This window comes from Pedobacter heparinus DSM 2366 (assembly GCF_000023825.1).
GTDB classification, from domain to species: domain Bacteria; phylum Bacteroidota; class Bacteroidia; order Sphingobacteriales; family Sphingobacteriaceae; genus Pedobacter; species Pedobacter heparinus.
The window spans coordinates 3,740,008-3,752,523 of the sequence record NC_013061.1 but is presented as its reverse complement, the minus strand read 5'-3'; the positions used below and the strand labels follow the sequence as shown (position 1 = coordinate 3,752,523).

The following is a 12,516-nucleotide window of genomic DNA, read 5'->3' as shown; positions in this document are numbered from 1 at the left end:
TTAAATAAATAACGAAAGGCCTTTATTCAGACTTTCACGCATGATTTTAAGGGCATTACTTACCTGGCGCTTTACCGTATGGTCTGATAAATGAAGTTGCTTTGCAATCTCTTTATGCGACAGATCCTGCATTCTGCTCAGTTCAAAAACTTCCCTCATTTTTGCCGGAAGCTTTGCCAGGCCCTTTTCAATTTTAAAGGCCAGCTCTTTTTCATCAATCGCCTCATCAGTACTGGCTACCCCTTTTTCGAATTCGGTTTTTACCAGCTCGGTATATTGGCTTGCAATTTTACTGTGCCTGATTTGCTTAAGTACCCTGAACCTTGTAGCCTTATACAGAAAAGCAGAAAAAGAGGTATGTATTTCCAGTTCGCCTGCCTTTTCCCACAACATCTGAAAAATATCCTGAACTACATCCTGCGCCTGATCCTCATCATGTAGCATATCTACTGCATGACGCAAAAGCAAAGGCATATACCTGTCATATATTTCGGAAAAAGCATATTGATCCCCGCCTCTTAGCAAAGCTGCCAGTTCCAGATCGGTATATGAACCATAAGTTGTCATCGGTTTCCCTTATAGATGTAAATTTACCGATAATTTTAATAACTAAACACAAATTATTCGGTAATTATTCACTTAGTGTAGTGGTTACACACAGGGTTTTAGCTATCCAAAACCTGGTTCAAACACCTGTCAAATGATATAATAGAGAGCGTTAAGCTGGATGATGCTGATTGCATTAATTTCTTGGGGCCGGTTTTCTAAGCACCGTGATTTTCATCTCAATTGGCTCAGCAGGACTGTCATCTTTTGATATCTTTACCGCCACTAGTTTATCTATTAGCTCACTGCCCTTTACGATCTCTCCAAAAACCGTATAGTTGTGGTCTAAAAAAGGCGTGCCGCCAATAGTCTTGTAAATCTCCCTTTGCCTTGCAGGTATTTTATATCCAGATAGCGCTTTTTTTTCTACCTCATCCAACTCTTTATCTGTCCATGTTTTCCCGTCTACAATATAGAACTGTGTACTGAAAGAAGCCTTCTCCCGATTATCATCTCTCCCCATTGCCAATACACCTCTTTTATGAAAAAGAGAATCATGAAACTCTGCTGGTAGCCACTTTTGCAAAGGTCCCAGGGTTTCTTTGTTCACATATTGTGCATCGGTATCACCACCTTGTATTACAAATTCCTTGATCACCCTGTTGAAGGTCGTTTTGTCGAAGTATTTAACCTTTACAAGTTTCAGAAAATTATCTTTATGGATCGGAGTTTCGTTATACAATCTTACAATGCACTCACCATAACGAGTGGTGATCTTGACATAGCGGTCATTTTTAGACTGGGAAACGGCACTCTGGGTAGTGACTGAGAAGATTAATAATATAAACCAATATTTGACAAGTATTTTCATCGATAAAATATATAAATTTTAAATTTATTGGACAACTATTTTAATGTTGCTGAAAAACATTACTCATCTACCTCACTGATCACAAACATCTCTAGCTCCTTCTCCGTTTTGGTGGCTTTGATGTAGAATTCACGCTGCTGGTTGTCTTTACACTTGCTTAAAAATATACGATGCTTACTCCAGCTAATTTCTCGCACCAATGGTGCGATTTTTATATCATCTTGATATTCAGAATAAAACTGAGCCATCCGCCAGATACTTGCAGAAGAAAAGCCACGCATTCGGGGAAATTTTTTTTGCAATTCCAAAGACAATTTTGGAACTATCGATTTTCCCCAACCATCTTTGTGCTTTTCGGTAATCGACTTGCCAATTTCCCAATACAAATTGATCACTTTAAAATGTTAAATAACTAAATCTCCCACCATTGGTGGGAGATTTATATCTGGTTGATAATCAATAAAAAAAAAAGAACTCGAACCATTGGTCCGAGTTCTCGCTATTGTGAACTTAATTGATTTATTTGATACCAACCACATTATTCTCACTAGGTAAAAGCGATTTATGACTGCCAAACAACATTCTGTTCTCCACAATCAACTTAAGCTCCAAACATATTTTATTAGGCAATACTTATGTAAAACCGTGAATTTAGCTGAATTTCGACCAAGTTAGGTTTCACAACTTTCTCCTGCGTAGCTTTGTATTATCAATAACTTAAAATGCCGGAAGAAATCAACCACCCTGTACAAGGAAGCAAATACGACAAGATTTTTAGGGAAAACATGCACAATACCCTACCTGGTATAATTAAACATGTCCTTCATTTAAACGTCAATACTGTAGAAGAACTTACCGATGATGTACAATTTACCAAAGAAAGAAAAACAGATTTATTAAAGAAGGTTAGGGATAACAAAGGCAACAGATATGTGCTGCATGTTGAATACCAAACGGATAATTATCCGGAAATGGCTTTTCGTATGGCAGAGTATAGCATCATGTTGCAAAGAAAACATAAGTTGCCTGTTAAACAGTTCGTAATTTACATTGGCCCTGCCAAAGCAAATATGGCCACTTCTATCACAACTAAGGATTTCCGATTCCGCTACAACTTAACAGAGCTCTCTGCTGTAAACTATAAACTGTTCTTAAAATCAGATTTGGTTGAGGAGAAAATGCTGGCAATTTTAAGTAATTTAGCATCAGAAAGCGCAGAAAGTGTATTGGCACAGGTTGTTCAGGAAATAGAAACCCATGCTTCTACATTAGAACAAGGGCGTTATTTTAGACAGCTAAGGATACTTTTGCAATTACGTAATTTAAATAAAAAAGCAATTAAAGATATGGCATTGGTAGGAAAAATATTTAAAGAAGAAAAAGACATTTTATATCGTAGAGGCGAAATTAAAGGCGAGATTAAAGGTATTGAAAAAGGTCGTTATGAAGAAGCATTGGAAATTGCTCTTGAACTTAAAAAAGAAGGATTAGCTACAGAATTTATTGCTAAAATCACTAAGCTTTCAATTGAAGAAATCCAGGCACTATAGCCCGGAATTTGAAAAATGTATATAGCAATAAATTATTGCTATTTTTCAGAAATTAATTTTGCATCGTATAACCAAATTATGAAAATAGGCATTAAAGTCCTTACAGGAATAAGTTTAATATTGATTTTGAGCAATTGTAAAAGTATAAAATCAGGCAATACGGCTTCGGTGTCTAAAAATAATCCGGAAGCTAAATTGAGTTGGAAACTCGGTGCGCAGGCCTATACCTTTAAGCTGTATACTTTTGCTCAAGCCTTAAAAAAAATTGACAGCTGTAAATTAAGCTATGTGGAAGCATTTGCTGGTCAGCAGATTGGTGGGGGTATTGAAGGGAAAATGGGGCCTGATATGGATGAGGCTAAAAGGAAAGCAGTTTTGGAAATGCTGAAAGCAAACCATGTAAAAATTATAGCATTTGGTGTGGTTAGCCCAAAAAGCGAGGACGAATGGATTAAACTATTTGATTTCTGTAAAGCAATGGGTATTGAAACCATAACATCTGAGCCAAATGAACAATATATGCCCTTGCTTTCAAAATTGACTGACAAATATCTGATCAATCTGGCCATTCACAACCATCCCAATCCCTCGCATTATTGGAATCCTGATGTTGTATTGAATGCCATTAAAGGCCAGAGCAAACGTATTGGGGCATGTGCTGATATAGGCCATTGGGTACGTTCGGGGCTGGATCCGGTTGATTGTCTTAAGAAACTGGAAGGCCATGTGCTGCATTCCCATATGAAAGACCTTAACATCAAAGGAAAGGCTGGACATGATGTACACTGGGGAGAAGGTGTCGGCAATATAGCTGGTGTAATTGCTGAGTTGAAAAGGCAAAATTTCAAAGGGGCTATTTCTGCAGAGTACGAGTACAACTGGCAAAGCAATAGTCAGGATGTGGCCCAGAGCGTTATAAATTTCCGGAATCTTGTTGCCAAAGAATGATGTAATGTAATAAGGTAGCCTATTTAACATACCCACAATCGAAGCAAGTATGAGGCAACTATATGGTAACTACGTCTAAAGATTGTCCCCGCCGATCGTGTACCCTTTTAAAAATTAATGTTATAGGAATTCTTAATCTCTGCCATGGCAAAAGTACTGTGGGTACTTCCTATACTTTTAACCGATCCCAGTTTGTTGAAAACGAAGTCCTGGTAGTGCTTCATGTCCTTTGCGTAAACCTTTAATATAAAGTCAAAATCGCCGGAAATATTGTAACACTCTACTACTTCATCGATCTTTAAAATATCTTCTACAAACTTATGACCTATTTTTCTGTCGTGCTGTTTGAGTTTTATGTTACAAAAAACAATAAATCCCTGGTTAAATTTTTCAGCATCAAGTATGGCTATATACTTTTTGATATAGCCTGTGCTTTCCAGTCTTTTTATCCGCTCAAAAACAGGTGATGTGGAGAGGTTTACCTTAGCGGCAAGCTCTTTAACCGTGTAGTTTGAATTGTCGCCCAATATCTTCAGCAGCAACAAATCTGTTTCATCCAATTCTTCCATTAGCATAATTTTCCTTAATCATCGTAAAAGTAACAACTTAAAAGCATATTATGCTTTATTATATTATTAAAAAAGTTATTTATGCTTATTTATTTAGTTTGTTAAGATTTATAATCTTCATATATAACTTTGTAAGGAATTTAGTCCGTCGGAATAATGTCCACTGTCAGTAATGCTTTCGCGAAAAAGCAATTTGAAGTTCTAATTAAATCTTTTAAAAAATGTTAACACAAAATCTCGGCTACCCGCGAATTGGTAACCAAAGACAACTAAAAAAAGCCTGTGAACAGTATTGGGCCGGTAAAATTGGTCAGGATGAACTAAACGGGATTGCCCGTAAAATCAAGCAGGATAACTGGCAGACCCAACTCGATGCAGGGATTGACCTGATCCCTTGTAATGATTTTAGCTTTTACGACCAGGTATTGGATACCAGCCTGCTGTTGGGCGTTATTCCTCAGCGATATTCGCCGGTACTTTCAAAGGTAAAGACCAATAATGAAATTGACCTTTATTTTGCTATGGCCCGTGGCTATCAGAAAGATGGTCTGGACATTACCGCAATGGAAATGACCAAATGGCTGGATACCAACTACCATTATATCGTGCCGGAATTTACCGCTAATCAGGAGTTCAGGATTTTTAATGAGAACATTTTTAGCGAATACAATACGGCAAAGCTGCAGCTCGGTGAAAAGGCCAAGCCAGTACTTTTAGGTCCTGTAAGCTACCTTTTACAAGGCAAAGAAAAGGAACAGGGATTTGAACGCATAGATCTGATTAAAAAATTGGTGCCTGTATATGTGGACATCATCAATCGTCTTAGACAACAGGGCGCTAAATGGATCCAGCTGGACGAGCCCTGCCTGGTACTCGACCTTTCGAAAAAAGAGAAAGAAGCATTTGATTATGCTTACCGTGCTATATCCAATCGTGTAAGTGGTGTTAAAATATTGCTTGCTACCTATTTTGAAGCCTTGCTGGACAACACCGGGCTGGCCCTAAGCCTTCCTGTTACTGCACTTCATATAGATTTGGTACGTGCACCTGAGCAACTGGATGAAGTGCTTGCACTGATTCCGGACAGCCTGCAACTTTCTTTGGGTGTAGTAGACGGACGCAATGTTTGGAAGAACGACTATGAAAAGTCTTTAAGCCTGATCAATAAGGCTATTGAAAAACTTGGAGCAGACAGGCTGATCATCGCACCTTCCTGCTCATTATTGCATAGCCCGATCGATCTGGATCTGGAAACGGCAATTGATCCTGAGATCAAAAACTGGATGGCATTTGCCAAACAAAAATTGACTGAAGTAAACGAAATCCGCCAGATTGCCGAAGGCAATACGACTTTACTGGAAGCCAACAAAGCCGCCATCGAAAGCAGGCGTAGCTCAAAAAAGGTGCACAAACAAGATGTTAAAAACCGTATTGCGACAATAAATGATGCTGATGCGACCCGTCAAAGTGCATTTTCTGTACGCCAGCGCTTACACCAGGAGCGTTTTAATTTTCCTGCATTCCCAACAACTACCATCGGTTCATTCCCCCAAACTGATGATATCCGTCAATTGCGTGCGAAATTCAAAAAAGGTGACTTGAGCCAGGAACAATATGATCAGGCGATAGCGCAGGCAACTGTTGAGGCCATCCGTTGGCAGGAAGAAATTGGCCTGGACGTACTGGTACATGGCGAGTTTGAGCGCAATGACATGGTAGAATATTTCGGCGAGCAGCTGGATGGTTTCCTGTTTACCAAAAACGGATGGGTGCAGAGTTATGGCAGCCGTTGTGTAAAACCACCTGTTATTTATGGTGATGTGAGCCGTCCGGCAGACATGACGGTACGCTGGAGCAAATTTGCTGCTGCCCAGACTGACAAACCAATGAAAGGTATGCTGACCGGTCCGGTAACAATTTTGCAATGGTCATTTGTGCGCGACGATCAGCCTAGAGATATAACTACCAACCAGATCGCTTTTGCCATCCGCGATGAGGTTGTAGCTTTGGAAGAAGCTGGTATCGGGATTATCCAGATCGATGAGGCAGCTATCCGTGAGGGACTGCCATTGAGAAAGGCAAAGCACCCGCATTACCTGGACTGGGCAGTGAAAGCTTTCCGCATTACTGCCAGTGGCGTACAGGATAAAACACAGATCCATACGCACATGTGCTATAGCGAGTTCAATAACATCATTGAGCATATCGCGGCTATGGATGCCGATGTGATCACCATTGAAACTTCGCGTTCTCAGATGGAACTGTTGCAAGCCTTTGCCCATTTTGAATATCCGAATGAAATAGGTCCTGGGGTATACGATATCCACTCACCACGTGTGCCAGGTATAGAAGAAATGGCGTCACTTTTGGCAAAAGCAGCGGATTTGCTGCCTGTGCGTAACCTTTGGGTAAACCCGGATTGCGGACTTAAAACACGTAAATGGCCGGAAACCAAAGCTGCACTGGAAAACATGGTGGCAGCTGCCAAACAGGCAAGAGCGCAAATCGGCGTAGAAGGAATTGTCTGATTTCAGAACTGCGGGTGAAATAAGCCCGCAGTTTTTAGTATTTTGCCATAGGGAAAAATTAGACAGGAAGATTTATGAAAGCAATTGTTATAAAAGAGTTTGGAGCTGCGGATAAACTGGAGATTTCCGAAATAGAGAAACCTCAGATCAGCGACGATCAGGTATTGATCAGGGTAAAAGCTGCAGGGATTAATCCTGTGGATACAAAGATCAGATCCGGAGCACACAGATCTGCTAAAACACTTCAGCTGCCAGCAGTTTTAGGTAAGGATGTAAGTGGGGTAATTGAGCTGACCGGTAAAAATGTGCAGGGATTTAAGGTAGGGGACGCTGTTTTTGGCTGCGCAGCTCAAACTTATGCTGAGTATGTGGCTGCCAGCCCTGACCTCATTGTAAAAAAACCGGAAAATATTACTTTTGAAGAAGCTGCGGCAGTTTCTTTGGCCGCACTTACGGCCTATCAGGCCATTCATGAGCACCTTAAAATCAGGTCCGGACAGCATGTTTTAGTCCAGTCTGCAGCCGGTGGCGTTGGCCATCTGGCTGTACAGTTGGCCAGGATAGCGGGTGCTGTTGTTAGCGGGACAGCTTCAGGCAGGAATATCGGTTTTATAAAAAGTCTTGGTGCAGATCAGGCAATTGATTATAAAAATGAGCGGTTTGAAGAGGTTGTGAAAGATCTTGATGCAGTATTAGATACCATGGGTGGCGAAATTTTGTACCGGTCCATTCAGTGTGTTAAGCCCGGCGGAACAGTTGTCTGTTTGCCCTCATCTACAAAAGACGATCCTAAGGCCATTCAGTATGCACAGGAGCGTGGGGTATCGTTAATATGGTTTATGATGGAGCCTAAAAAGGAACAATTACAGGAAATCTCGGACTTGCTGGCAGCCGGCCAATTAAAAGTATCGGTTGAAAAAGTTTGGCCAATGGAAAGTATCGTCCAGGCCCACCAGGAGATAGAGGCCCATGGCGTGCGCGGAAAATTAGTGGTCCGGATTGCTTAAGCTGGTTTCCTTTTACTCGTTAAATATTTCCTGACAGGAATATCATAAACTACCATCACCAGATAGGCAAATCCAAGCAAAAGAATCATCCCCGCTGCAATAACGAGTGTTAATTGTGGTGTTCCGGGTTTGTGACTGGTGTAGTAGTTGAAGAACATCCATATGGCTGCATAATGTGTCATGTACAGCGGATAAGATATTTTTCCGAAGAATGCACACAATTTTTTAAGGCTTGCTTTAAGGTTTGCACCTGCACCCAGGGCAACCAGTAAAGGGAAATAAAGTATTACCACCATGGGTTCAGTTAACCAGTTCCATTGGTTAAATGGCAGGAGAAAAGCGAGCAACAACAGTACCGAAAGGCCTGCAAAACCCAGTTTTGATTTAATGATCCAATTGGAGCGATAGACGAGCATTCCCGCTAAAAAGGAATAGGAAATTCTTGCACCCCCATCCCAGAAATTTTCGCCTGCCCATCCGCCCATTAAAGAACCACCGGCACGATGGCTCACAAAACAAAGCATTACTGCAGCAAGTATGGTGAGTATCAGCAGATAGCGGCGGCTGAGCCTGCAAAGAATGAAGGCATAAACAATATTGGCTATGTACTCCCAGAATAAGGACCAGGCAGGGGCATTTAAGCCGAACAGGTTAAAAAAACGTTCGGTAATTACAGGGTAGGGAATGAGCAGGATGGAACACAGAAAAATCAGGAAAATTTTTCCTGTGCTATAGAGTTCCGGGCTACCGCCAAAAGGGTCGAACAGAAATGCCAGTAAACCTAAAACCGAACCGAAGATCACCAGGGGGTGTAGCCTGATCAGCCTGGACTTAAAAAATTCCTTGATTCCCATTTTTCCGATCCGGTCGTCATAGGCATAAGCAATCACAAATCCCGACAGGCAGAAAAAGAAGTCGACCGCCAGGAAACCATGTGCAATAAAGTTCTTTTCAGGGAGATAAGCCACTTCCATAAAATGGAAAAACACAACGGCCAGGGCAGCTATACCCCTTAATCCGTCAAGGATCTCAAAATGTTGTTTGGTTTTTAAAATTTCGGGGTTTAGTTCTTTTGTGGTCATTCTTCTTCCAGGTAAATTTCATGCACTAGAAACTTTACTCCTTTTATTGGTTCAAGCAATTCGGTGATGTCTTCAGCATCAATATGGTAGATGGTTTCTCCGGCATCTGGAATTTCAGAATTGGGAATCAGTTCAAAAAACTTAACGGGCAAGTCTGTATCCAGTTCAACAAGTTTAATGTAACTTACGCCATTGGCTTTCCAATCCTGCAAAATCTGTCCGTTAAATTGAACATAAGGGTTTCTGTTTTCATTTTCCATAACGTAAAGGTATAGCTATTTAAACAGATTGCTGATCTTGTCATAAGACAGGTCCGTATAATCTTCGATGTATAAGCTGCATGGGGGAAGTTCTGCTTTGGAATGTGAACTGAGTACGCCAACTACTTTCATGCCCGCATTTAATGCGGCAGAAACGCCGGAAAAGGAATCTTCAAAAACGAGGCAGTTTTCTGGTAAAACACCCAGGTTTTTGGCAGAACTTAAGTATACTTCAGGATCGGGTTTGTGTTTTTTAACATCTTCGCTGGCCAGGATAGAGCCGAGCTGTTCGCGGATGTCGATCTTACCAAGGATCAGCTCCAGATTGGCATAGGGGGCAGAGGTTGCTACACCAAGTTTTACCCCATTCTGAGCTAAATCAGCTATGAAGGCTACAATTCCTGCAATGGGTTCTATATGTGGTTCATAAATTTTTCTGAACAAGCCTTCTTTTTCCTGTTCCATTTGCGAAAGTTCATCTCCGGATACAGGTCTTTTAAAAAAATGACTGAGAATGTAGCTGTTGCTTTTGCCGTACATATGCTGTGCAAATTCCTCGTCGGTAGGGTTAAGGTTATGGCCTGAAAAAAATGTACGGAAAGCGAGGGAATGATAGGGATTGGTATGGCAGATCACACCATCCATGTCGAAAATGACAGCAACTTCTTTATTCATGCCGCAAAGGTAGCATGAATTTATATCTTTTCATACCTGAGCACATAACTGCGGTACAAATGGCTTAACCTGAATGTGCTTTCTAAGGCGATCAATGCAACAGCCGGCAATACAATCAGTCCGAAAATATCCAGCTTCCAGAAAATAAAGGCCAAAAGCACAATTAACCTGATACATTCCAGGTAATAGATCCATTTTTTTTGTTCCATTAATGCACCGCAATTGATTAAGGTAAGTAAAATGAAACAAACGATAAATGATTTGTCGTCTGAACCCAGATTGCCATAAGCTGCTGTAATGAAAGTGAGCAATGCGATACAAAGTGTAAGCTGAAGATCTAAATAGGTTTTGAATTTAAAGCGGTATGCCGAAACAGGTTTATGCTGAAGGTACTTTTTTTCGAGCGCCGGACGGATATCCTGGTCCATTGCAGCCGGACTGCCGAACAGGATACGCATTTTAGCTTTAAAACCCACAGCGCGCCTGCAGGCCTCGGCCATTTCCAGGTAATAATGAAAATGCTGCCATAAAAAACTATAGCTTTTTATTGGGTGTGTAAGCCCATATCTGGGAGCCTCTTCTTCCTGCTGGAAAGTTCCGAACAATTTATCCCAGAATACAAAAATATCGCCATAGTTCTTGTCTAAATATTTTTCATCGCTGGCATGATGGACACCATGCAATGAGGGGGTAATCAATATTTGCTCCAACCAAGGTAGTTTTCCGATCAATTGGGTATGGGTGAAAAAAGAATAGGCACCATGGACTATCAGGATGCTGATGACCATTGCCGGCTGAAAACCCAGTAGTGGGATGAAGCACCAGAAAATATTTCTGATCAGGGCTTGAAAAACAGTAATCCTTGCAGATACGGTAAGGTTAAACTCTTCACTTTGATGATGTACAATATGGGCGGCCCATAAAAAATTTACGGTATGTCCCAGCCGGTGATACCAGTACCAGACCAGATCGGTGGTAAGGATGAGCAATATCCATACCCACCAGGTATTTGGAATGTTAAATAAAGCATAGTTTTTATATACCCAGTAAAACAGGCTGTAAAAACTGGCAGAAATAAATAAATTGAGCAACCTTTCGGCAATACCAATACTTAAATTGGAAATGGAACCTTCATACTTAAATACACTTAGCTTGTTCAGCCTGATGGCAAGCTGATATTCTAAAAAAAGAAAAATAAAAAAAGCAGGAATGGCAAAAGCCAAATAGTTAAGCTGGATCATCATTTACAATTATCAGTAATGCACTGTGTTGAACAACAGATGGTTAATTAAAGCCAGGCCATCCGGCCCGGCTTAATGAACAAAACTTAGATATATACCAAAAGATCTAAAGTTTTAGCTAAGATATAAATATAATCTACTAAATTAGTAGTATTTAAAAATAAAGTATACTATTTTTGTAGTTTATATTTCAACCTATTGTTAAACAGCTATTTAAAATCTTTTGGTGTTTAATTTTACGAATAACTTTAGCTGTTGTGTAGTTCTTTGCAGGAAAACCAGCTTACCCGAGCGGATCAGGTAACTTATAATTAGTGCGATCAGCATAGCTTTATTTAACTAATCCGGCAAAACGCTGATAAAAGGCAGTAGGGCTGTTTTCGTGCTTGGGTTCATATTTACCTGCAATAATTGGCAAATAGATCACCCTTCTGCGGCTCTCTTCCCCAATAACCGACGATTGTGCTACACGGTGCCAGAGCCGGCCATCATGTATGGTCAGGTCGCCCGCCTGGGGTGTAATTGCCATTTCATTTGCATCGGCCTTATTGTCTAAAAAATACTTTTTGCGGAAGAGCATCTGGTATAAACTCTGTGTATGTGTGCCAGGCAATACCCTTAAACCTCCCTGCTCTGGTGTTAGTGTGCTCAGGTGTATGCCAACATTGAGCATCGGGTTTAATTTCTGGCCATGAAAAATATCACGCAGGCCATCTGTATGCCAACCCATCTGTGTAAATTTACTTTCATGCCCGTTTACATAGTGGTTCAATACCATTCCGTCCTTTTCTTCGGTACCTAACCTGGCGCCGGGACCAATAAGGTCCAGCAATACCTCAAAACGGGGGTCTTTTGCCAGTTCTGCAAACAACTGGTGGTGTTGGTTAACAAAAGCAAAGCGCTGTACAATTGGCGAGCCGTCCAGGTCTTTACCGTATTTTATAGGTATGCCATTTACTTTCTCACGCTGTTCTTCAAGCCATTGTTTTTGTACTTTTAAAGAGGCGTTGATGATGTCGTTTACAGTTTCCGGTTCGATAAAGTTTTTGAAATGAATAAAACCGTTTTTATTGAAAAAATATTTTTGTTCAGTAGTAATCGTATTGCCCAAAGCAAATTTGATATAGGAATTGCCCATGATCTGGAAATTTTAAAATTAAAAATGTTTAAATGAGTTCATCTGCGGAGGTAGGCAGATGTTAAAGGTAATTGATCAGTAGATGAGATCCTGATTAACAA

13 protein-coding genes are annotated in these 12,516 nt (G+C 40.7%); 4 read left to right on the top strand and 9 right to left on the bottom strand.

The features are described from left to right. The 3 genes from PHEP_RS15635 to PHEP_RS15625 form a co-directional block, all read right to left on the bottom strand. The gene (locus tag PHEP_RS15635) at positions 1 to 567 is read right to left on the bottom strand and encodes an RNA polymerase sigma factor (RefSeq protein ID WP_015808948.1); all 567 of its coding nucleotides are present in this window, start codon (positions 565 to 567) and stop codon (positions 1 to 3) included. 175 nt (positions 568 to 742) lie between these two features. Further along, positions 743 to 1,417, bottom strand: coding sequence for a peptidylprolyl isomerase (locus PHEP_RS15630; RefSeq protein ID WP_015808947.1), 675 nt, complete (start codon positions 1,415 to 1,417; stop codon positions 743 to 745). A gap of 59 nt (positions 1,418 to 1,476) precedes the next feature. Beyond that, a complete protein-coding gene (locus tag PHEP_RS15625; RefSeq protein WP_049772272.1) occupies positions 1,477 to 1,803 on the bottom strand; it encodes a DUF1016 N-terminal domain-containing protein in 327 nt (108 codons plus the stop codon). Between the two features lie 336 nt (positions 1,804 to 2,139). On the opposite strand from PHEP_RS15625, the gene PHEP_RS15620 reads away from it, so the two are divergent. Then, the gene (locus PHEP_RS15620; RefSeq protein ID WP_015808946.1) at positions 2,140 to 2,967 is read left to right on the top strand and encodes an RpnC/YadD family protein; all 828 of its coding nucleotides are present in this window, start codon (positions 2,140 to 2,142) and stop codon (positions 2,965 to 2,967) included. A 78-nt stretch (positions 2,968 to 3,045) separates the two neighbouring features. Then, on the top strand, positions 3,046 to 3,915 hold the full coding sequence (locus PHEP_RS15615; RefSeq protein WP_143715763.1) for a sugar phosphate isomerase/epimerase family protein: 870 nt from the start codon (positions 3,046 to 3,048) through the stop codon (positions 3,913 to 3,915). A 107-nt stretch (positions 3,916 to 4,022) separates the two neighbouring features. On the opposite strand, the gene PHEP_RS15610 is transcribed toward PHEP_RS15615, so the two are convergent. Continuing rightward, entirely contained in the window at positions 4,023 to 4,484 is a 462-nt protein-coding gene (locus PHEP_RS15610) for an Lrp/AsnC family transcriptional regulator (protein ID WP_015808944.1), read from the bottom strand. Positions 4,485 to 4,705: 221 nt separating this feature from the next. Here PHEP_RS15610 and metE point away from each other — a divergent pair, with 221 nt between their 5' ends. Further along, positions 4,706 to 7,012 (top strand): 5-methyltetrahydropteroyltriglutamate--homocysteine S-methyltransferase, encoded by a 2,307-nt coding sequence (gene metE / locus PHEP_RS15605; protein WP_015808943.1) that lies wholly within the window; start codon positions 4,706 to 4,708, stop codon positions 7,010 to 7,012. Positions 7,013 to 7,086: 74 nt separating this feature from the next. Continuing rightward, on the top strand, positions 7,087 to 8,019 hold the full coding sequence (locus PHEP_RS15600; protein ID WP_015808942.1) for an NADP-dependent oxidoreductase: 933 nt from the start codon (positions 7,087 to 7,089) through the stop codon (positions 8,017 to 8,019). Here PHEP_RS15600 and PHEP_RS15595 read toward each other — a convergent pair. From PHEP_RS15595 to PHEP_RS15575, 5 genes are all read right to left on the bottom strand, one after another. Further along, positions 8,016 to 9,101, bottom strand: a complete 1,086-nt coding sequence (locus PHEP_RS15595) for an acyltransferase family protein (protein ID WP_015808941.1) — start codon at positions 9,099 to 9,101, stop codon at positions 8,016 to 8,018. The genes PHEP_RS15600 and PHEP_RS15595 overlap by 4 nt on opposite strands. Beyond that, positions 9,098 to 9,361 carry a hypothetical protein gene (locus PHEP_RS15590; protein WP_015808940.1) on the bottom strand — a complete coding sequence of 88 codons (264 nt, stop codon included), beginning with the start codon at positions 9,359 to 9,361 and terminating at the stop codon, positions 9,098 to 9,100. Before PHEP_RS15590 ends, PHEP_RS15595 begins: the two co-directional genes overlap by 4 nt. Positions 9,362 to 9,376: 15 nt before the next feature. Beyond that, positions 9,377 to 10,036 carry an HAD family hydrolase gene (locus PHEP_RS15585; protein ID WP_015808939.1) on the bottom strand — a complete coding sequence of 220 codons (660 nt, stop codon included), beginning with the start codon at positions 10,034 to 10,036 and terminating at the stop codon, positions 9,377 to 9,379. Between the two features lie 20 nt (positions 10,037 to 10,056). Further along, entirely contained in the window at positions 10,057 to 11,280 is a 1,224-nt protein-coding gene (locus PHEP_RS15580) for a sterol desaturase family protein (RefSeq protein WP_015808938.1), read from the bottom strand. 328 nt (positions 11,281 to 11,608) lie between these two features. Next, positions 11,609 to 12,415, bottom strand: a complete 807-nt coding sequence (locus tag PHEP_RS15575; RefSeq protein WP_015808937.1) for a phytanoyl-CoA dioxygenase family protein — start codon at positions 12,413 to 12,415, stop codon at positions 11,609 to 11,611. Positions 12,416 to 12,516 lie beyond the last annotated feature (101 nt).

Excerpts from the sequence above, each read along its gene's own strand:
- PHEP_RS15635 (WP_015808948.1), bottom strand. The coding sequence starts at position 567 with ATGACAACTTATGGTTCATATACCGATCTGGAACTGGCAGCTTTGCTA.
- PHEP_RS15630 (WP_015808947.1), bottom strand. The coding sequence starts at position 1,417 with ATGAAAATACTTGTCAAATATTGGTTTATATTATTAATCTTCTCAGTC.
- PHEP_RS15620 (WP_015808946.1), top strand. The coding sequence starts at position 2,140 with ATGCCGGAAGAAATCAACCACCCTGTACAAGGAAGCAAATACGACAAG.
- PHEP_RS15615 (WP_143715763.1), top strand. The coding sequence starts at position 3,046 with ATGAAAATAGGCATTAAAGTCCTTACAGGAATAAGTTTAATATTGATT.
- PHEP_RS15610 (WP_015808944.1), bottom strand. The coding sequence starts at position 4,484 with ATGGAAGAATTGGATGAAACAGATTTGTTGCTGCTGAAGATATTGGGC.
- metE (WP_015808943.1), top strand. The coding sequence starts at position 4,706 with ATGTTAACACAAAATCTCGGCTACCCGCGAATTGGTAACCAAAGACAA.
- PHEP_RS15600 (WP_015808942.1), top strand. The coding sequence starts at position 7,087 with ATGAAAGCAATTGTTATAAAAGAGTTTGGAGCTGCGGATAAACTGGAG.
- PHEP_RS15595 (WP_015808941.1), bottom strand. The coding sequence starts at position 9,101 with ATGACCACAAAAGAACTAAACCCCGAAATTTTAAAAACCAAACAACAT.
- PHEP_RS15590 (WP_015808940.1), bottom strand. The coding sequence starts at position 9,361 with ATGGAAAATGAAAACAGAAACCCTTATGTTCAATTTAACGGACAGATT.
- PHEP_RS15585 (WP_015808939.1), bottom strand. The coding sequence starts at position 10,036 with ATGAATAAAGAAGTTGCTGTCATTTTCGACATGGATGGTGTGATCTGC.
- PHEP_RS15580 (WP_015808938.1), bottom strand. The coding sequence starts at position 11,280 with ATGATGATCCAGCTTAACTATTTGGCTTTTGCCATTCCTGCTTTTTTT.
- PHEP_RS15575 (WP_015808937.1), bottom strand. The coding sequence starts at position 12,415 with ATGGGCAATTCCTATATCAAATTTGCTTTGGGCAATACGATTACTACT.